Below are 20,581 nucleotides of genomic sequence, written 5' to 3'. Positions count from 1 at the left end.
CTGTTCTTCTACGTACCTCCGACAACCCTCTGTGATCGCTTACGTTCCTGTTCAAAGGCCGCTGGGGCTGCGGCAAAAAGCGGAACGATTTCGGCCGGCCGCGACGCGCGCGCGACCAGCACGTGATCGGGCGGCACCTCGATCCAATCCGGCTCCTTGTCATACGGCTCCGAGACCGCGATGACCTGATCGCCATCCTCGCGGTAGTAGAGCGAGTTGGCACGATCGTTGGCGGCGAAGCGAAACGCGTAGAGATCGTGACCGTTCGACAGCGCCGACGTGAAGCGCAGATGCTCGCGCAAACCGTCCTCATTGACGAGCTCGGAAAGCAATCGCAGCACTCTGCGCGTCGCTCCGATCGGATCCTGATCGATGCCGGCACCGACGATGGCCAGGAACACCGCTTCCGAGTCGGTGGTGCCGAGCCGCGACGGATACAGCGCATCCGGGATCAATGCCTCGACCTTGCGGCGCAGCCTGTTCCAGCTGCCGACGAAGCCGTTATGCATGAAAAGCCAGCGGCCGCAGGCGAAGGGATGACAGTTCTGCCGAGTCACCGCCGTGCCGGTCGCAGCGCGCACATGGGCGAAGAACAGATGCGAGTACAGGTGTCTGCAGAGGTAGCGCAAATTCTCATCCGACCATGCCGGCCGCGTCTCGCGATAGAGGCCCGGCTCCGGATGATCACCGTACCAGCCGAGGCCGAATCCATCGCCATTGGTGCCGGCCGTCGATTCCAGCGCACGGATGCTCTGCGTCACCAGTGAATGCTCGGGCTCGGTGACGTAATGCTCGAAAGCGGTCGTCTCTCCGCGATAGGCGATCCAGCGGCACATGGCGGTGCTCCAATGCGATGGGATGGCTTTGCCGCGAGCGGCTATGCGCGATGCGCGATCGGCTCGCCGAGCCGAATGAACGTCTCGATCCCGCGCGCCGTGTTGTCGAGCAGATCGCGCTCCGGCAGCCAGCGGCCGGGCTCTCCGAACAGCACGACGGCGGAGCCGCCAAACCGGAAGGTCGACTTCTCCTGACCACGGCTGAACGGACGGGCGAACGGGTGCTGCTGCACGATACGGCCGACAGTCAGCGCGCCGATCTCGACGAAACCGACCACTCCGAAATTCGCCGTTCGCAGCAACTGCACGACGCGCTCATTCTGGAACAGCAGCCCAGGCTGATGCTGAAGCGCATTGCGGTTGACGGTCCACAGCCGGCCGCCGATCCGATGTTGATGAATGGTCTCGCCATCGTCGACGTAGTGCAGGTGATGATAGTCCATCGGGGCGAGCCGCGCGCCGATCACCGGACCTCCTTCGAAGCGTGCAGCGAACTCGGCATTGCCCAGCAGATCTTGCGGCCGCAACGATGTGCCCTTGATCGGAAACTCCATGTCGGAACGCAGCCTCTCCCACGCAAAGTACCGCGCCTCGGCAAACGCTCCCATCCGCTCGACCTGCTCGGGGAAGCTGCGCATACCGGCGCGAAACCTGCGCTCGAAGAACTCTGCATAGGTTCGAAACGGCCCGGGCTCGAACTGCGACATGTCGATGCCGTGCTTGCGGATGAACGGCTCGATCTTGCGCGCACTGAACCGCGTATCCTGATAGGCGGCGATCAGCCAGTCCACGGCCGGCTGCGACTGCAACCACTGCATCCACGATCGGCGCGGCTCGCTCTCATAGGTCGCCGGACTATCGTCCATGAATTCCTGGAACACGCGCCCCGAGGCCCGGTCACGGACAGGAAGCGGCAGCGGCTTGCTCAAGGTGACGTCTCCGGCTCAAATTCGAGGCATGCGGAAACGTTTCGCAAAAGCTCAAGTTCCATGCGGGCGCGTGATGCCACGTTACCGTCAGGAGATGAGCCGCGCGCCGCGCTGAAACGTCAGATATTCCCACAGCCAGTTCAATGCCACGGTAATGCGGTTGCGAAGGCCGATCAGGAAGTAGATGTGCACCACGCCCCAGAACGCCCAGCCGAGCACCCCTGTGAGCTTGAGATGCTTGAGTGAGACGACGGCGGACTTTCGTCCGATGGTCGCAAGATCGCCCTGGTGGTGATAGACGAACGGCCGCGGCGCTCTGCCGCGTCCGATGACGTCACCCGCGATCAATTCTCCGACATAGCGGCCCATCTGCTTGGCCGCGGGCGCGAGGCCGGGCACCGGCTTGCCGCCACTGCTGGCGGCCGCGATATCGCCCACGGCGAAGATGTTGGTGTGCGGCGACACGCGGAGATGATCGTCCACCATGATGCGTCCCGCACGGTCGGACTTCGCACCGATCCAACTCGCCGCCGGCGTCGCGCGAACCCCAGCCGCCCACAGCAGGCAGCAACATGCAATGTGGCGGCCATTGGATAGGGTCACGCTGTCGCTCGTGCAATCGGTGACCGCCGCGCCGGTGATCACGTCCACATTCATCTGCTGCAGCGCCTTCCGCGTGTAGTCGGACAGCTCCTCGGCGAAATTCGATAGCAGCCGCTGTCCCGCCTCGATCAACACGACCGTGGCCGATTGCGGATCGATGTTGCGAAAATCGCCCGCGAGAACATTGCGCGCGATATCGGCGATCGATCCAGCCATCTCGACACCGGTCGGCCCGCCGCCTACGATGACAAACGTCATCAGCTTCTGTCTGAGGGCCTCGTCATCGGTCCGCTCGGCGCGCTCGAAGCATGTCAGGATCTGCGCGCGGATGCGCGTTGCGTCCTCGATCGTCTTCAGCCCCGGCGCAAAGCGTGCCCATTCCGGATGATTGAAATAGGAGGTGGTCACGCCGGTCGCGAGGACCAGATAGTCGAACGGAAGATCCGGCCCGTCGCTTGTTACCACGACGCGCCGACCGATATCGACACGATCGACCTCAGCCATGATCACCGTGACGTTGGCCTGATCGGCCAGGATGGCGCGGATCGGCCAGGCGACATCCGCCGGCGAAAGGGCCGCGGTCGCGACCTGGTACAGCAAAGGCTGGAAGCAATGATGGTTCTTGCGATCGATCAGCGTCACGGAGACGTCGGCGTGCGCGAGCGCGCGGACGGCCTCGAGGCCGGCAAAGCCGGCTCCTACTACGACGACGGAAGGCTTGGTTAGTGGGTTCATGTCCTGATTGATAGGATGCGCTGACCTGTTTGAATTTGTTTCATCCCAGGCTCGACGCCAATTTACCCGGTCGGGCTAGGGTTGGAGTCGTCAGGATCCGGCAGCATTCCGGTCCCCGGCGTCTTGTCCTTATCGATGAGATCCGGCCGTGCATGTGGCCCGGCAGGAGGAAGGCTGTCTTGAGCGCCCGGCTTGGTCGCCGCGGATCCGTGCGAGCCTCTCGGTTCATCGCGCTCTTGAGGGCCGGCGTCCAACGCCTTGCGATCATTCTCGCTCATCAATCGTCCTGTGCGGGCTCAGCAGACCGTATAGGCCCCTGCTGACATCCCGGTTTGGTGATGCGTTGCCTGCGACGCCCGCGGGGACCATGCGTCCGCGCGGGGCATGCGCTCCCTCGCCAACCTTCGTCAGCGTCAGCCGTTCCTGCTCACATCTTTCGGGCGACCAGCTTCATGCGCAGTTCTGAAATGGCCTCACCGGGATTGAGTCCCTTCGGGCACGCCTTGGCGCAATTGAGAATGGTGTGACAGCGATAGAGCCTGAACGGATCTTCCAGAATGTCGAGCCGTTCGCCGGTGGCTTCGTCGCGGCTGTCGTTGATCCAGCGCGCTGCCTGGATCAGCGCCGCCGGTCCGAGAAAGCGCTGCGAATTCCACCAATAGCTCGGGCATGAGGTCGAGCAGCAGGCGCAGAGGATGCACTCGTAGAGGCCGTTGAGCTTGTCGCGGTCCTCCTCGCTCTGCCGCCACTCCTTCTGCGGCGTCGGCGTCTTCGTCTGCAGCCATGGCTCGATCACCGAGAGCTGCGCATAGAAATTGGTGAGATCCGGCACGAGGTCCTTCACCACGGGCTGATGCGGCAACGGCAGCAGTTGCACGGCCCCGTCATGGTCGCTCATCGACTTGGTGCAGGCGAGCGTGTTCTGGCCGTTGATGTTCATCGAGCACGAGCCGCAGATGCCTTCGCGGCAGGAGCGGCGGAAGGTCAAGGTCGGATCGATGTTGTTCTTGATCCAGATCAGGCCGTCGAGCACCATCGGTCCGCAGTCGGACGTGTCGACGTGATAGCTGTCGAGGCGCGGATTTCCGCCGACGTCCGGATCCCAACGATAGATGCGAAACTCACGCAAGGTGACGCTCTGCGGCTTCGGCCACGACTTGCCTGCACGAATTTCGGAGTTCTTGGGCAGTCTGAATTCAGCCATGACGCAGCCTCGGCGGTCGGACAGTCGGTGGTCGCCAACCGTCCGCCTCCTCGCACGTTCCTCGGCGTATGCCGCGACATCGTCGCACAGGGCTCAAGCTTCGCCACGCTCGCGCACAAGCCGGAGCCACGCGGCCGCCGCAGGCGACAAATAGGCCCCACGCCGCCACGCCATTGCCAAGGTCCATTCGGTCTCGGGCTCGTCGAGCAGCACGAGGCTGATCGGCACCTGCGTGCGCTGGGTCGCGATCATGCGCGGCAGGAAGGCGACGCCCAGGCCGGCGCCGGCGAGCTCGGCGATGAAGTCGATCTGGGTGCTGCGCGCCGCGACGACCGGCTCGAAACCGTTGCGGCGGCAGGCGTCGCGGAGAATACGGTTGAGGGCGAAGCCGGCCTCGAACAGCACGAAGGGCGTGTCGCGCAACTCGGCGAGCGAGATGGACTCACGCTGCGCCAGCGGATGATCCACGGCAATCAGCGCCATCAGCGGCTCACGGCGCACGATCTGCGCCGCGAACTCGTCTGCGATCGGCGGCAGCAGGCCGGCAAAATCGATGTCGCCGGCGGCGAGCAGCTCGCTGAGCCGGTCGCTGCCGTGCTCGACCAGGCGAATCTCGATATCCGGATAAAGCTGGCGATAGAAGGCGAACAAGGGGGCGAACAGCGTGCTCGACCCGATCGGCGGCAGGCCGAGGCGCAGCACGCCGCGTTTGAGCCCGCGCAGCTCCGCGAGCTCCGCCTGCAGGTCGTCCCGCTCCGCCAGCAGCCGGATCGCACGGCGATAGACGATCTCGCCGGCGGCGGTCATGCGGCTCTTGTGGCCGAGCCGGTCCAGCAGCGGCAGGCCGAGCTCGTCCTCCAACTGCTTGATCGCCTTGCTGACCGTCGACTGCGTGGCGAATACCACCTTGGCGGCCTGGGAAAATCCGCCCTGGCGGACGACCTCGACGAAGGTTCTGAGGGCTTTGAGTTCCATAATGGCATAGGCTATTCCAGTTTCGACTTAAATTCATTCATTCAATTCATTTTGTACATGCTGCATTGCGACATATCTTTGCTGCAGCAAGACCATTTGGACCGTCCAATGACGCAGCGCAGCATTTCCGTATCCCTTCACCGCCTCCTCCGCCGCAACCGGCTGGTGCAGATCGTCCTGCTCGGCCTGTTCTGGGCGGCGGGCGAAGGCCTGGCCCGCGCCACCGGCCTGCCGCTCCCGGGCGGCATCATCGGCATGGCGCTGGCGCTCGTGCTGTTCCTGGCGGGCGGGCTGAAAGTCGCGAACATGAAGCGCGGCGCCAACTGGATGCTGGCCGAGATGCTGCTGTTCTTCGTGCCGGCCGTGCTGGCGCTGCTCGACCATCGCGAGCTGTTCGGCCTGCTGGGCCTGAAGATCTTTGCCGTCATCATCGTCAGCACGACCGCCGTGATGTGCGTGACCGCGCTGACCGTCGACCTCTGCTATCGCTGGACCGAACGTCATGACGCTGGCAACGCTGTGGCGTGAGCCGCTGGTCCAGGCTGCGGTCTGGTCGCTGGCGACGATCCTGCTGTATCTGCTGGCCAAGCGCGTGCACCGGCGCTGGCCGCGCTGGTGGCTGATGCCGCTCGCGGTCGCGCCGGCGCTGTTGATGATCGCGGCGCTCGCGCTCAACGTCTCCTATCGCGACTACATCCGCGGCACGCATTGGCTCGTCGCGTTGCTCGGTCCCGCCACCGTCGCCTTCGCGGTGCCGATCTATGAGCAGCGCGCGCTGATCCGCCGGCGCTGGCCGCTGCTGCTCGCCGGCATGATCGCGGGCAGCCTGACCGCGGTCGCCACCAGCTGGGCGCTCGCCTATGTCCTCGGCATCGACGGCGAGCTGCGCCTGAGCTTGCTCCCGCGCTCGATGAGCACGCCGTTCGCGATGGAGGTCTCCGGCGAGATCGGCGGCAGTCCCGACCTCACTGCTGTGTTCGTCGTGCTCACCGGCATCATTGGCGCCGCCGTCGGCGACATCGTGCTGGCGCGGCTGCCGCTGCGCTCGACGCTAGCCAAGGGCGCGCTGTTCGGCGTCGGCGCCCACGGCGCCGGCACCGCGCGGGCGCATCAGATCGGCCGCGAGGAAGGCGCGATCGCCGGCCTCGTGATGGTGCTGGTCGGGCTGATGAACGTCGCGCTCGCGCCGCTGATCATCCAGCTCATGCGGTAGCTCAGCGTCGCGCGAGCGAGCTGATCCAGTTGCTGATCTCAGCCTGGCGCAGCGCATCGTTCGCGACATCCTGATCGAGCCCGAGCCGCCACAGCAGATCGCGCCGGGCGCGATCATGATGCAGCGCTGCCAGCTCGGCCGCGTAGCGTTCGAGCTCCGTCATGTCGGCGAAGAAGCCCTCTTCGACCAACGGTTCGCCGATACGGAGGATCACCCAGGCGACGTCCTGCAGGCTGAATTCCGGATGATACTGCACGCCCCAGAACCGGCCGCGGCCGCTTCTGATCTCCGCGGCCTGCACCTCGCTGAAGCCATTGCGCGCCGTGACCGTCGCATCCGGCGGCAGCGTGGTCACGATGTCGCTGTGGATCGCCGGCGCATCGAACACCTCGGTGCGCGCCGCGTGCAACGGATGACCGCGGCCCGCCTCGGTCAGCATGATCTTGCGGGCGAAGGCCACCTCGCGGCCGGCCGGATTGAGCGACACCTCCCCACCGGCCGCAACGGTCGCGAGTTGCAGCCCCCAGCACGAACCGAACATCGGCACGCCCTGCGCAAAGATCGTGCGCACCAGCTCGATCTGGCGCAGCGCCTCCGGCTCGCGCTGGTAGATGTTGAGCGCCGAGCCGGTGATGACGATGCCCTGATAGGCGTCGATCGGCTGCGGCAACGTGGCATCGGCATCGGCTGGCGTGGCAATGTCGACCTGAGCGTCCGGTGCTAGCGCGCGCAGCACGTCCGCATAGCTCTCCGACGGCGTATGCCCGGCGACCTCCGCCCAGCGGCGGCGTCCGGCCAGCGAGTTGCCTTCGAGGACGAGCAGTCTCAGCACATCATTCTCCGAATTCTCGGCGGCCACGTCGCCTTACTGCTGATCCAGGACACCGCGCAAGAACTGCGCGCTCCGCTCGCGCACCTCGGGCCGGTTCAGGATCGTGTGCACGTCGGCATCGATCACCATGACCTCCGCCTTCGGATCATCCTTCAGCACCGCTGCGCAGGAGCCGGTCACGGCGCGGTCCTTGTTCCAGGGATTGGCCGCCGAGAAATACGGGTCGCGCGCCGAGATCGCGTTGAGCACCGGCTCCTTCGCCCCGATGCCGAGCCGCGGTGCGGTGACAAAATAGTTGTCCTCGCAGGACCAGGAATAGATCAGCCGCGCCGCGACATCCTTGCCGGCATAACGGCCGACCGCCACCGAGCCCTCGCTCGTGCCGGCGATGACGACACGCTGCCGGTCGACCCAGCTCCAGTCGCGCGACGCCTTCAGCGCGTTCTCCAGCTCAGCCAGCCGCAACGCATGGACGCGCTCATAGGTGGCGACATCGATGGGCGACGTGTAGGTCAACCGATCGGGGATCGCCAGACTGTCGGGCGCGACGGAGGCTACGCCGAGCTCATCGGCGAGCCAGACCTGAAACTCCTTGATCGCCGGCGCCACGCCGCTCGAGCCGTGCATCACCACCACCAGCGGCGCGATCCCGATCACATCGGGCGCATCCTCGGCACGCCCTTCCCAGCGCCGTCCGCCTGCGAGCGCCGCAGGCAGAACGAGGTTGGCCTTCGTCCAGGTCAGGCCGATGTTCTCTGGCGAGGGCTCCAGCACCGAGCCCCTGGTCTCACCGGGCTTGTCGGCGGCGAGGACGGCGGTGGCGAACAGCAAGGCAAGACAGGCCAGCGGAAATCGGAATGAGACCATTACCAATACGAACCTCGACACTCACGCACTGCTGCGCTCAACCCGGACCGATGCATGGCGCGCGAGCCCTCGTGAGACCGGCTCCAGCATAGGTGCGATGGACGTGAGAATCCATCGGGATCGGAGCGTGCACGCGTCGCGGGTCATGGGCGCCGGCGTCTCCCGCGCAGCTGGCGCAGGTGATGACGTGGGGTGACGGCCTCGTACGCGAAGGTACCGGGCACGCGAGGCGCTGGACTGGCCACATCGAGGGCGCGGCCGCAATCGCGAACGAGGTAGAGCTCCGGCAGAGCCGGGGACGATGGCAGGACCTCCGCACGGAAGTCGTCCGCAGGACGGCGAAGATCCTGCGGCATCAGGACCATCAGCGTCGCCCTGAGGCCTTTCAGGATGGCCTTCATTGCGCGAGACGGCCGTGCCGACCGATGACGGCCCAGCGCCCACGCGCGGCGACCGCGCCGATCGCTGGCCGATGCGCCATCATCGGCGGGCAGCATCACGCGAAGCGGCTGTTCCGACGGGCCGGCTGCAATCAACATCTTGCGCATCAGTCTCACCTTCAACTCAGAGCGGCCGACGCCTCGGCCGCGTTCGTCGTGACCATCGCGCAGACGCAGTGACGGCGAGCTGTCGCCGCATGTCAGCCAAATGTCAGCTCGCCGTCCCACGTGGTTCCCTCCTATTGCCGCGCGGCCCGCGGTGCTTCGCGCTTCAGTTGCTCCAGCGCCTCCGGCATCATTCGACCGAACATCGAGCTCAGCATCGCCGTCGGGATCAGGCCCGAATTGCCGCTCTCCTGCGCCGGCCCGCCGGACATCAGGAATTGCGGCACCAGCGGCTGGTTGATCCGGGTCAGCGCTTCCGCGAACTTCGCGAAGTTCTGCTCCGCCAGCCTGAACTCCGGCCCGCCATAAGCATCGACCGCGAGCTTGGTCGCTTGCGCGTTGGCTGCACCAACCGCGAGCGCGCGATCGGCCTCGCCCTGGCCTTCGAGCCGCGACTGCTCGCCGACGGCGGCCGCCGTCACCTTGCGGGTCTCGGCATCCTTCTGCGCGCGGGCGAGCGCGGCCGCGCCTTCGTTCTCGTTGACGCGGATCTGGATCAGCGACTGCGTCAGCGCGGCCTGCGCCGCCGCGGTCGCCTTGGCCTCATTGAGCGTGCGCTCCTGGATCGCCGCCTTCTCCTGCTCCTGGAAGGTCTCGACCTGCTCACGCGCGACCTGGCGCATGCGCAGCTGGATCAGGATGTTCTCGATGGTCTGGTCGCCGGGCGCGGCGCGTGGCGTGCCGATCAGCACCTCCTGCAGCTCGAGCGAATAGCCCTCGAACTTCACCTTCATCTCGGCCGCGGATTCCTCCTGGATCGCGGCGCGGTTCTGCAGCAGTTCGATCAGGGTCATCTTCTGCGCGACGTTCTTGAAGAACGCCGACACCATCGGATCGAGCGTCTGCTCGACCAGCTTCTTCACGTCGCCGAAGCGCTGGATGATCATCGGCGCCTTCTTGTAGTCGATATGCATCACCACCGAGAGCGGCAAGGTCGGCTCGAACGCGTCCTTGGTGATCAGCGAGATCTCCGACAGGTTCTCGTCGAGCTTCATCGCGCCGACCTCGCCACGCACCCATTTGAGGATGAAGTTGACGGTCGGGATGATCTCGATCTTGCCGGCATAGGTGTTGAACGCGTATTTGCCCGGCAGCAGCGGATCCTTCCAGACGCCGCGGCCGCCATTACTGACGAGCTCGCCATGGCGATAGGTCTCGCCCGACACGTCGGCCATGTGCGGGCCGGTGTAGAAGATGACGACGCCGACATTGCCGACGGGGATGATGGTCTTCGGCACGTTCTCGACGGTGGCGAACAGGCGGTTGATGTACCAGGTGCCCTCGACGATGACCTGCAGCTGACGGCCGCGATGGCCGCCGGCGGCGAGGAATTTCTCGGGCTCCTGGAAATTGTTGTGAAAGGTGGCGGCGTCCCGCAGCTCGGTGCCGACCTCCGGCGCGATGATCTCGCCGGGAGGCAGCGACGGACCGTCGTGCACGGTGACGATGCCGACCAGGTCATGATCGGCCGCCAGGATCACGGGCGTGAAGCCCCAGCGCTCGGCGATCGTCAGCTGCATGGCGTCGAGCACGATGCGCTCCTGGTCGCTCAGCGCGTGACCATAGACGCGCTCGTCGGTGATGATCGCGAACTGCGTGGTGTTGATCGCGTAGGTGCCTTCGCGCAGGATCTTGCGCTGCGGACCTTTCTGGCCGCCGGCGAGCAGGAAGCGCCTGGTATCCTGGAAGTCGCTGTTGTCCTCGCTGTCGTTGGCGCCCAGCACCTGCGAGGCACCGAGCGGCGCGCCGTCGCGGGCAAACACATAGGCAATCTTGCCCTGGCCGACTGTCACGAGATCGGAGGTGTGGATGCGGTACATGAAGGGAAAGAACAGGTGCAGGCCGCCGCGCAGCACCTCCGGCTCGAAGCCGGCCTCGCCGTTCAGTGCGATGAAGCCGTCGGCGACGGAGCCGCGGATGCTCCACAGTTTCTCGACGATGCCGACCTGGTTGTTGGGGATGTAGCGGATGACGTTGGAAAGCTTCAGCAGTGCAAGCAACGCAATGATCGCCCCGGCCGCGAGGGCCGGCTGGACCAGAGTGGTGATGTCCATGAGGGGTCTCCAAGTCGCGCATGGCCGGGGCGGCTGCTGCCGCCGCGCTGTCACCGCGCGCGATCATGCCGATCGGTGTCGGCGCGCGAGAACCTAGACCTCCTGCGGATTTTTCAAAGACCACCGCCGCCGAAATATTTCGTCTCCCAACGTTGAACCTGCGTCGCGATGCGGCGACTCAATCGCCTTGCAAACGCCTCTGCACCAGCGCCAACACCTCCGCCTCGTCGAACGCCGCGGCTGACAGCGCGGCTCCCGCGGCGATCAGATCGTCGTGGCCAAGATTGGTGCGCATGCCCACGGTGACGATGCCCGCGGCCGTTGCAGCCGTGATGCCTGCGCGGGAATCCTCGAAGGCGACAGCGCAGTCCGGCGCGGCATCCGCGGCACGCAGCCCTTCGAGATAAGGCAGGGGGTGCGGCTTGCCGTGCGGCAGCTCGTCGCCAATGATGACGGCGCGAAACCGATCGGCGATTCCGATCCCCTGCAGGATCAGCTCGGCATTGGCGCGCGGCGCGTTGGTCACTGCCACAACCGGCACGGCCGCCGCCGCGGCCTGATCGAGCAGCGCCATCAGGCCCGGCAGCGGCTCCACCTTGCCGGCAGCGAGGCTGCGAAACACCGCCTCCTTTTCCGCCATGATTTCGACGCGCCGCTCGGGCGGCTCATCGGGCAGAAACTCCGCACCGATCGAGGCGTTGGAGCGGCCGAGCAGTTCGCGAGCCGCCCGCGGACGGTCGAACACGTGGCCGCGAGGCCCAAACACGGCATTGAACGCCTCGATATGCAGCGCATCCGTGTCGGCAAGCGTGCCGTCGATGTCGAACAGCAGCACCGGTCGCCTGTTAAGAACGCCTCGCATCAGCAAATTGACCTCAAACTCATCCGGATGTTGACGTGATCTGATCCAACTCTCGACCACAGCGGCTGTCGTTATCTCCGAAACGGCGTGAAACCGCGACGGGGGAAATTGCGATGATCGGCCATTTGCAAGCGACGTCCCATTCGAGATCGATCATGAAGCTCGGCGCGGCCGCAGCGATGCTCACGGCCATGCTGCTCGCGGCCCCCGGCCCGGCGCAGGCGAGCGAGGACATGGTCAACGGCCAATACTGCAACTCGATGTGCAAGGCCTACATGTCCTGGTCCAATCGCATGCTGGCGATCACGCAGCCGAATTACGCCCGGCCTCAGGTGCGCGTGGCGGTCCCGCACAACTCGACGCCGGAGAAGATGGCCAAGGCGGAGTCGAAGGCGGACTCCAAGGCGGACAAGGCCGAGCCGCGGATGACGCAGCATCCCGCCAAGCCGCACCGCCCGGCCAACATGAACTCGTTCGCGCAGCTGCCCGCCGGCGCCCACGCCGGACAGGCCGCCATGGACCCGCCGCAGGGCGACGACGGCTCGGTCGCATCTGCCGGCGCAGAGATGGGCCGCATGCTGTCGACCGATCTGCAGCCAGCGGTGGCCGGTCTGCGCGGCAGCACCACCGACGGCGCCGACATGCGGCTGGTCTCGATGCGCGACACCGGCATGGCGCAGGGCCCGATGACGGTCGGCGAGGCCGGCAGCTCCCGGTCCCGGCTGCCGTCGATCTGGATCATGCTCGCCGCCGCGGCGCTGCTGGCGTTCTTCGGCCATGGCTGGCTGAAGCGGCGCACCGAGGCGAACCAGGGGCTGAACTGACACCCGACCGACCCGAACGGCCGTCCCGCGATACCCCGCGGGAACCATTCCGGACAATTTGATCATCCGCCGCAGGCTGCGACAGGCGGCTCGGTTGAACTGACAGCCCCGTTTCTCTATGCGTGGGCGATGAACATCGCCCTCACCGCCCCGTTGACTTCTCGCGCCTTGAGTTCCTGGCCGCGCCACCACGCCGACCTCAAGCCCGCGCCGTTCCTGCCGATGAGCCGGAAGGAAATGGACGCGCTCGGCTGGGACGTCTGCGACATCGTGCTGGTGACCGGCGACGCCTATGTCGACCATCCCTCCTTCGGCATGGCGATCATCGGCCGGCTGCTCGAGGCCCAGGGCTTTCGTGTCGGCATCATCTCCCAGCCCGACTGGCACTCCGCCGAGCCGTTCAAGGCGCTCGGCAAGCCGCGCGTGTTCTTCGGCGTCACCGGCGGCAACATGGACTCCATGGTCAACCGCTACACCGCCGATCGCCGCATCCGCAGCGACGACGCCTACACGCCGAACGGCGAAGGCGGCAAGCGCCCGGACCGCTGCACCTTGGTCTATGCGCAGCGCTGCCGCGAGGCGTTCAAGGACGTCCCGGTCGTGCTCGGCGGCATCGAGGCCTCGCTGCGCCGGATCGCGCATTACGACTACTGGTCCGACAAGGTGCGCCGCTCGGTGCTCGCCGACGCCAAGGCGGACATCCTGATCTACGGCAATGCCGAGCGCGCCGTGATCGAGGTCGCGCATCGCATCGCGAGCGGCGAGCCGCCGAAGAACATCGAGTCGGTGCGCGGCACCGCTCTGTTCCGGAAAGTCCCTGAGGGGTATGTCGAGCTGCATGCCGACGATCTCGACTCCGCCGACGAAGGTGCCGCGCGCGAAAAGGGCGACGTCGTCATTCGGCTGCCGTCCTGCGAACAGGTCGAGCAGGACAAGGAGGCCTATGCGCGGGCCTCGCGCGTGCTCCATCGCGAGAGCAATCCCGGCAATGCGCGGCCGCTGGTGCAGCGCCACGGCGACCGCGACCTCTGGCTCAACCCGCCGCCGATCCCGCTGACCATGGCGGAGATGGACGCGGTCTACGACCTGCCCTACGCCCGCGCGCCGCATCCGTCCTATGGCGACGCCAAGATCCCGGCCTGGGACATGATCAAGTTCTCGGTCACGATCATGCGCGGCTGCTTCGGCGGCTGCACCTTCTGCTCGATCACCGAGCATGAAGGCCGCATCATCCAGAGCCGCTCCGAAGGCTCGATCCTGCAGGAGATCGAACGCATCAGAGACAAGACGCCGGGCTTCACCGGCGTGATCTCCGACATCGGCGGCCCCACCGCCAACATGTACCGGATGGCCTGCAAGGACCCGAAGGTCGAGGCCGCGTGCCGACGGCCGTCCTGCGTCTTCCCCGAGATCTGCCCGAACCTCAACACCTCGCATGACGATCTCATCCGGCTTTATCGCAAGGTGCGCGAGGTCAAGGGCGTCAAGCGCGTGATGGTCGCCTCCGGCGTGCGCTACGACCTCGCGGTCGAGAGCCCGGCCTACATCAAGGAGCTCGTGACGCATCACGTCGGCGGCTACCTGAAGATCGCGCCGGAGCATACCGAGCGCGGCCCGCTCGACAAGATGATGAAGCCGGGCATCGGCACCTATCACCGCTTCAAGCAGATGTTCGATGCCGCCGCCGCGCAGGCCGGCAAGAAGTACTATCTGATCCCGTATTTCATCGCGGCGCATCCGGGCACATCCGACGAGGACATGATGAACCTCGCGCTGTGGCTGAAGAAGAACCGCTACCGCGCGGATCAAGTCCAGACCTTCCTGCCGTCGCCGATGGCCACGGCGACCGCGATGTACCACACCGGCGTCAATCCCTTGCGCGGCGTGCGCCATGGCGCCAGCGACAAGGTCGAGGCGATCAAGGGCCTCAAGCAGCGCCGGCTGCACAAGGCGTTCCTGCGCTATCACGACCCGGACAATTGGCCTGTCCTGCGCGACGCGCTCCGCGCCATGGGCCGCGCCGATTTGATCGGCTCGCGCCCGGACCAGCTGGTGCCCGCGCATCAGCCGCCCGGCACCGGCAAGGCCGCCGTGACGCGCCGGCCGGTCCGGCCGGAGCAACGGCCGCAGAAGTTCACGACCAAGGGCGTGAAGATCAGGAAGTAGTTGGTAGAGCGCGATCTTGTCATGAAGACGCACTCTCGCATCCTCTCCGCTGTCGTCCCGGGCCTGACCCGGGACCCATAACCACAGGGAGATGTTTTGGGCACGCCTGGAGCCACTTGCCTGCCTCACACCACACCGGTGGTTATGGGTCCCGGCTCAAGGCCGGCACGACACTGAGTTTGTAGCACGGCCATTGCGCCTCAACCTCCGCCGTCATCCCGGACGAGCGCGCACAGCGCGCGAAGATCCGGGATCCATAACCACAGAACGGTGTGTTGGGCTTGTCCTGAGCCACCAGCCTGCCGCACACACCCGCCGGTGGTTATGGGTCCCGGCTCAAGGCCGGGACGACACTGAGTTTGTAGCACGGCCATTGCGCCTCAACCTCTGCCGTCATCCCGGACGAGCGCGCACAGCGCGCGAAGATCCGGGATCCATAACCACAGAACGGTGTGTTGGGCTTGTCCTGAGCCACCAGCCTGCCTCACACACCCGCCGGTGGTTATGGGTCCCGGCTCAAGGCCGGGATGACACTGAGTTTGTGGTAGCGCCGTTCCAACTCACAGGATGCGCATAGCTCATGCGTGCACCTCCGCCTCACATCCGCTGTACGATTTTCCAAACAGCCCACCGCAGCCCCGCGGCGCATTCGCGTCCAGGTCATGCTGTCGACATCGCCCTCGACGATGAGAGGGCGCGGGGAAGACCGGACCTCGACTGAGGCCCGTGGCCCGCCTGCGGAAAAAAATGCAGGCGGCAGGTACCACGAGTTCAGCCGGACGACCCGGCCTTCCCCGCGCGGCTGGTTTTAGCGGCTGCTTCGCGCTCTCCCTGGGGACCGGCTTGTTGCCTCCATCACCGCCGCGATGCGTCTCCACATCTTCGACCGGCTTGACCTCAGCATCGGGAGGCCAGGACCACGCGACTTGACCGTACGTCCCAGGCTCGCTCGCCGGCCCGCTTGCGCGAAAGCCCCGAGCCCGACACGTCCACCGCTCCCCGCTGCTACGCTCCGTGACGATCGGCCGAAACGCCCCTCTTCATCGCGAACGGGATGGCCGAGAACATCGGCCTGATTTGCCCGACGACACAAGGCGCGCGGCATGCGACAAACTGGCTCGACGGGCAGTTGGCGCATGAGAGGGATGTGGGATTTGCCCGTCGGGCATGACGAGGGCATCACGACAAACAGGCAGGAATGATCACCATAGACGCGTTACCGGCCATTTCGCCGACGGACATCCTGAGAGGGATTAGGACTTCCTCGCGGAGAGCTTCGCCGGAATGCATCGAAGGGCGGTGCAGGCCGCCTGACCGATCGTGCTTCGAAAAATGAGTCCCCTCGGAGTTGTATCCGGCTGCAATCAAGCGGTATGATGGAGTGGGCTGTTTACTTGAGGGGCGATAACAATGGGTCCTCGATTTCGTCAGGACGATCATCTCATTTCGAGCTTGCTGGACTTGGCCAATCTTCGGTTTGCCCGGGTCGTAACCGAAGCCGCATCACCACCGCTGAGCTTGCCGCTGAAGGACGGCATCGACGAGCTCAAATCGCTGCAAAGTGCGTTCCAGATCTTTTCCGACCAGCATTCGCTTGCGGACAGCTTTGCTGTCCTTGGCTTGGGCGGCTTCTGGAATCCGGCCCTCAAAAGCAAGCTGTACGGCTATCTGAATGGTCTCTCTCAAGAGCTTTTCGCGATGAACGGGACCAACACCGGAGAAGCGGGAGACCGGGGGATCTCGACCGCGTTACGGCAGAATCTCGAGTCCGACATTCCATATCCGGTGTATTTCACCACTCACAAGCTGGATGATGATCCACGCGTCCTCGCCTCTATCGGAAAGCCTCTCGTCTATATGGACGATGACCATCTGACGATTTCCTTTCCGATGACGCCATGGTCCGGGCGTGCCGCACTGCTTCCGCAGACATCTGGAGCATCCGGACAACCCTGATGCACGGCGCGACCGATCGGGAGATCGACGCAATCCATGCAGGCGTCGAATCCTACTACAGCGACAGGATCATCGCCTTTGGTCCTGTCCCGGCCGGCGCCGACTGGGACTCCGCCATCACGCAGGAGGTGCGGTTTCTTCACCTCCTGAAGATCTGTGACTTCGGAGCTCCGTTTGCCTTGAACGACGTCGGCTGTGGATACGGCGCGCTGCTGTCTTACCTCAACAGGTACCATTCCGAGACCGACATCGACTATCTCGGCTACGATCTCTCTCCGGCCATGATCTCCCAGGCGGACAGGCTACAGCGTGACCTGAGCCGGGCGAGTTTCAAGGTTGCCACCACGAGCCCGCGGATCGCCGACTATTCGGTGGCGAGCGGGATCTTCAACGTCAGCCTCGGCTGCTCCAGCGAGGCTTGGGAACGCTATGTCAGCGAGACCCTCGCTGACATTCATGCAAGCAGCCGCCGGGGCTTTGCCGTCAATTTCATGACTCCCGATCCGGTCAACGATAATCCAGAGGGTTTGTATTGCACCACGCCTGATCGCTGGGTCCGGTTTTCGACCGACCAATTGAGGTCATCGGCCAGGGTCGTGGCAGGCTACGGTCTTCGCGAATTCACGTTGCTGGTCAACACATCGAATGCTGGCCGCTGATCGGGAGGTGTTTACGGGCCTGCGCCAGCAAAGGTTCGTAGATGCAGGCTCCTGTCATCCGCATCAGTTGATCAGCTCGTGCAAAAAGCGCGGCGGCTTCATGGTTGGCGCACGCGCCTCCCGCTGCGATCAGCGTCTTTCCTAACGTGATACTGGCGCGACACTCGGGGAGACGGGCGTTTCGCTGCTGGGCGACTTGAATCGCCTCCCTTGCGACCTGCATGGCAAGTTCGGCATCGCCGTTCTGGTCATGACAATCAGCCAGGCTCGCCAGAATTTCAGGCTCATATTCCATCGCGGCCTTCGTTTTGCGCAGATACTCCACGCCCGCGACAAGGTCATGCACTGCCGCCGTGAAGTCTCCCGCGACGCACTTCGCCGTTCCCATGCAGGCAAGTGCAAAGACCTGCAGATAAGGGCTCTGGTGCTTCTCGGCGATCTGCGCGAGGCGCAGCGCATGGCGTTCCGCCAGGGCCGGATCGCCGAAACACCAGGCCAGATCGACGTAACCCAGATGCGGGATCAGCCGGGCCGTCGGATCCTGGAGGTCTTCCTCGATTCCCAGCAGCAGATCGAAGCACTTGGCGGCCTCCTCGAAGCGGCCAAGTCGAACGAGGATGCGTCCCCGCAAGCCGAGAGCCCAATGCTCCACGCTGTATCCGAGGAACTGATGATCGAATTTCTCGATCCGGGATATGCCATCCATCGCGACACTATTCGCAGCCAGCGCCTCGTTCAACATGCCCGCCCAACCATAGGCCTGGCTCAGCGCGACGTTCAGCGTTGCCATCCGTCCGATGTCGATTCCTTCTTTCAGCAGCGAGAGACCCTCCTTGACACGCCCGACATAAGTGTCGGCGGCGCCGCCGCTCGTCACGGTAATCCGACCGTCGACAAGCAGCAGGAGCGGGATCATCCTGTTGTCCGTCTCGCGAGACCACGTCAACGCTTCATCGATGAACGGCTTGCCTTCATTTGCCGTCAGGCCCTCGCGCCAGCCGAGCCAGGCGAGTTGGCCACTGGCCATGATCCTCAACTCGTCGGTTGCGCTGCACCGAGGCTGCGTCTGCAAGAGACTTCGGACCTTGCCCCAATGCTTGATCGCTTGCGCAGAATGGGTCGAGCCAACCCAGATTGCAGCTCGCGCGGCGTGCTTTGCAGCCTGAAGGACATGGCCTGCAGCCTCGTAATGATAGGCAATAAGGCCAGAAAACTCGTCGGTCCGGTCCTCATAGAACTGCTCCATGGCCTGGGCAACAGCGGCATGAAGAAGACTGCGATGCGTCTTGAGCTGGGCCCCGTAGGCGACTTCCTGGATGAGAGGGTGTCGAAACTCGAACCAGATGCCATCCCGTGCCGCCTGTCGCTGCAACAATTCAGCATCACACAGAGAGTCGAGGCTACTTTCGATCTCGCTGGGCGGCGCCGGCGCGAGCTTCTCGAGCATCCCCCGCGGGAATTCCGCGCCGATCACCGCGGCAAGCTGCAGAATCGCCTTGTCGACGTCCCTCAGCCGATCGATGCGCGCTCCAATGACGGCCTGCACAGTGGTCGGAAGCGCACCTTCAGCGGCCATGAAGCCCAGCAGATAGTCGCCTGGATCGCCGAAAATGCTGCCGTTTTCTGCGAGCGAGCGCACCAGCTCTTCGGCAAAAAACGGATTGCCGCCGCTTCTCTCTGCGATTCTCTGGCAAATCTCACGAAGCTCGGGGCGGTCCCCGATCAGCTCGCGGACCAGATCATCGGCCTCGGTTGGCGTGAGATCGACGAGCGCGATCTGTTTGTAGTAGGAGCAACTCATCCACGGTGCCGCATAGCCGGGCCGAAAGGTCAGGACGAGCATCGTCCGTGTCCCTTCGACCGCGTCCACCAGCGTCGCGACGAAGTCCTCGCTTGCTTCATCGAGCCAGTGCAGATCTTCCACGATAATGACGGAAGTGGTCGTACTGCCTTGCCGCACCATGTGACGAATGATGTCAAGCAGGCGCCTGAGTCTGGCCTTGGGCGTGAGCGACAAAAGGATGGGCGCGCTGTCTTGATGCGATAGCCCGAGAAACTCGCAGACCAGAGGGAAATCGGCATCGAATGTCGGACCGATGGTCGAAAGGCGCTCACGGATGCGATCGCCAGCGACCGTCGCATCATCGGATGGGGCGATGTGGCAAAACACACGCAGGAATTCCAGCACGGGCTGGAATGGGGTCGCGTGGCCATAGAGCAGCGCCCGGGCCTCGACAACGGGGATGAGGCGGCCGCGGCACCACTGCGCGAACTCGAAACAGAGCCGGCTCTTGCCGGCGCCGGGGACGCCCGACAAGCCGATCACCGCGGCTTCCGCGCTCTCTGCCCGGCGCAGGGCACGCTGCAGCATGGCGATCTCCGGATCGCGGCCGCGGAAGGACGTGAGGTTCGCGCCGCGGAAGTGCTGACTGGCGACCGCAGGCTTGAAACCGAGAAGGCTGTAGATCTCGAGCGGTTCGGGAAACCCCTTCAAGGCATGGAGACCCAGCGAGCGCACGTCACAACAGGAACGGACCAGCTGATGACAGTCCTTGGTGATGCACGTGCCTCCCGGCTCGGCGATCTGCTGCAGGCGGCTGGCCAGGTGGATCGTCGAGCCGTGAGCACCTCCGGTGCTCAGTTCGCCGGCGGACAACTCCGAGACCACTTCTCCCGAATGCAATCCAATCCGTAGTCGCAACCCGCCTTCCTGGGGAGGAAATGCCTCCTGCATGCTGAGGGCAGCTTCGCAAGCGAGAATCGCATGCCCCTCTTGCGCGAGAGGAGCGCCGAACAGCGCCATGACACCATCACCCAGGGTGCGAACGACCGTGCCCCCCGCAGCGCTCGACCGCCTCGCACATGAGCGAGACGGCTGGCGCCAGACGCTCCATCGCCTGCTCTGGGTCGAGGCCGACGACCAGCTCTGTCGAGCTGACGATGTCGGCAAAGAGCACTGTCGCCTGCTTGCGCTCGCTGAGGGGGCGCCGACCGGCCCGGGACTTCGTCGGCCGCGCCCCCAGCGACGATCCGCACGAGCCGCAAAAGCGCGCGCTCGGCCAGTTTTCATGATCGCAGTGGGGGCAACGCAGGGAGAATGGCCCACCGCAATGGTGGCAGTAGCGGTTTTCGGGAGGATTGGCTGTGCCGCATACCGCGCATTGCATGCCGTCGCGCCTCTGATGACCAGTTCCCACTATAATGACGGAAGTTCGTGGAGTGAACGGCAATCCATCGCGCGTCCGTCGACATCCTCTTGCC

Annotated in this window: 18 protein-coding genes; 6 read left to right on the top strand and 12 right to left on the bottom strand. The window is 64.8% G+C overall.

The features are described from left to right. Positions 1–8: 8 nt before the first annotated feature. The 5 genes from BRAD285_RS01620 to BRAD285_RS01595 form a co-directional block, all read right to left on the bottom strand. On the bottom strand, positions 9–836 hold the full coding sequence (locus BRAD285_RS01620) for a class II glutamine amidotransferase (protein WP_006610209.1): 828 nt from the start codon (positions 834–836) through the stop codon (positions 9–11). Positions 837–877: 41 nt separating this feature from the next. Next, complete coding sequence (locus BRAD285_RS01615) at positions 878–1,765, bottom strand: phosphatidylserine decarboxylase (protein WP_006610208.1); 888 nt, start codon at positions 1,763–1,765, stop codon at positions 878–880. A gap of 87 nt (positions 1,766–1,852) precedes the next feature. Continuing rightward, entirely contained in the window at positions 1,853–3,103 is a 1,251-nt protein-coding gene (locus BRAD285_RS01610; protein WP_006610207.1) for an NAD(P)/FAD-dependent oxidoreductase, read from the bottom strand. Positions 3,104–3,530: 427 nt separating this feature from the next. Next, the gene (locus BRAD285_RS01600) at positions 3,531–4,307 is read right to left on the bottom strand and encodes a succinate dehydrogenase iron-sulfur subunit (protein ID WP_006610205.1); all 777 of its coding nucleotides are present in this window, start codon (positions 4,305–4,307) and stop codon (positions 3,531–3,533) included. A 93-nt stretch (positions 4,308–4,400) separates the two neighbouring features. Then, a complete protein-coding gene (locus BRAD285_RS01595; RefSeq protein ID WP_006610204.1) occupies positions 4,401–5,282 on the bottom strand; it encodes a LysR family transcriptional regulator in 882 nt (293 codons plus the stop codon). Between the two features lie 96 nt (positions 5,283–5,378). Between BRAD285_RS01595 and BRAD285_RS01590 the strand changes: the two genes are divergently transcribed. After that, a complete protein-coding gene (locus BRAD285_RS01590; RefSeq protein WP_371507486.1) occupies positions 5,379–5,810 on the top strand; it encodes a CidA/LrgA family protein in 432 nt (143 codons plus the stop codon). Then, entirely contained in the window at positions 5,785–6,495 is a 711-nt protein-coding gene (locus BRAD285_RS01585) for an LrgB family protein (protein ID WP_006610202.1), read from the top strand. Before BRAD285_RS01590 ends, BRAD285_RS01585 begins: the two co-directional genes overlap by 26 nt. Before the next feature lies 1 nt (position 6,496). Here BRAD285_RS01585 and BRAD285_RS01580 read toward each other — a convergent pair whose 3' ends face one another. From BRAD285_RS01580 to BRAD285_RS01560, 5 genes are all read right to left on the bottom strand, one after another. Beyond that, positions 6,497–7,327, bottom strand: coding sequence for a type 1 glutamine amidotransferase (locus BRAD285_RS01580; protein ID WP_006610201.1), 831 nt, complete (start codon positions 7,325–7,327; stop codon positions 6,497–6,499). 33 nt (positions 7,328–7,360) lie between these two features. Next, positions 7,361–8,194, bottom strand: coding sequence for a hypothetical protein (locus BRAD285_RS01575; RefSeq protein ID WP_035644996.1), 834 nt, complete (start codon positions 8,192–8,194; stop codon positions 7,361–7,363). Between the two features lie 143 nt (positions 8,195–8,337). After that, positions 8,338–8,742: a hypothetical protein gene (locus BRAD285_RS01570; RefSeq protein WP_035644993.1), complete on the bottom strand. Its 405-nt coding sequence runs from the start codon at positions 8,740–8,742 to the stop codon at positions 8,338–8,340. A 131-nt stretch (positions 8,743–8,873) separates the two neighbouring features. Next, positions 8,874–10,853: an SPFH domain-containing protein gene (locus BRAD285_RS01565; RefSeq protein ID WP_006610198.1), complete on the bottom strand. Its 1,980-nt coding sequence runs from the start codon at positions 10,851–10,853 to the stop codon at positions 8,874–8,876. A 178-nt stretch (positions 10,854–11,031) separates the two neighbouring features. Next, positions 11,032–11,721 (bottom strand): HAD family phosphatase, encoded by a 690-nt coding sequence (locus BRAD285_RS01560; RefSeq protein WP_006610197.1) that lies wholly within the window; start codon positions 11,719–11,721, stop codon positions 11,032–11,034. A 107-nt stretch (positions 11,722–11,828) separates the two neighbouring features. Here BRAD285_RS01560 and BRAD285_RS01555 point away from each other — a divergent pair, with 107 nt between their 5' ends. From BRAD285_RS01555 to BRAD285_RS01540, 4 genes are all read left to right on the top strand, one after another. Continuing rightward, positions 11,829–12,539, top strand: coding sequence for a hypothetical protein (locus BRAD285_RS01555; RefSeq protein WP_006610196.1), 711 nt, complete (start codon positions 11,829–11,831; stop codon positions 12,537–12,539). Between the two features lie 129 nt (positions 12,540–12,668). Continuing rightward, positions 12,669–14,705, top strand: a complete 2,037-nt coding sequence (locus BRAD285_RS01550; protein WP_006610195.1) for a YgiQ family radical SAM protein — start codon at positions 12,669–12,671, stop codon at positions 14,703–14,705. 1,410 nt (positions 14,706–16,115) lie between these two features. Next, positions 16,116–16,661, top strand: coding sequence for a hypothetical protein (locus BRAD285_RS01545; protein WP_006610194.1), 546 nt, complete (start codon positions 16,116–16,118; stop codon positions 16,659–16,661). Beyond that, positions 16,661–17,320, top strand: a complete 660-nt coding sequence (locus tag BRAD285_RS01540) for a class I SAM-dependent methyltransferase (protein ID WP_006610193.1) — start codon at positions 16,661–16,663, stop codon at positions 17,318–17,320. Before BRAD285_RS01545 ends, BRAD285_RS01540 begins: the two co-directional genes overlap by 1 nt. On the opposite strand, the gene BRAD285_RS01535 is transcribed toward BRAD285_RS01540, so the two are convergent. Together BRAD285_RS01535 and BRAD285_RS01530 are read right to left on the bottom strand one after the other, a co-directional pair. Next, positions 17,295–20,123 (bottom strand): AAA family ATPase, encoded by a 2,829-nt coding sequence (locus tag BRAD285_RS01535; protein ID WP_006610192.1) that lies wholly within the window; start codon positions 20,121–20,123, stop codon positions 17,295–17,297. The genes BRAD285_RS01540 and BRAD285_RS01535 overlap by 26 nt on opposite strands. Positions 20,124–20,130: 7 nt before the next feature. Further along, complete coding sequence (locus BRAD285_RS01530; protein ID WP_157681651.1) at positions 20,131–20,487, bottom strand: zinc ribbon domain-containing protein; 357 nt, start codon at positions 20,485–20,487, stop codon at positions 20,131–20,133. Between the last annotated feature and the right edge of the window lie 94 nt (positions 20,488–20,581).

The organism is Bradyrhizobium sp. ORS 285, assembly GCF_900176205.1.
In the GTDB taxonomy this organism is placed as follows: Bacteria; Pseudomonadota; Alphaproteobacteria; order Rhizobiales; family Xanthobacteraceae; genus Bradyrhizobium.
Note: the sequence above shows the minus strand (reverse complement) of the source record. Positions and strands in the feature narration are given on the sequence as shown.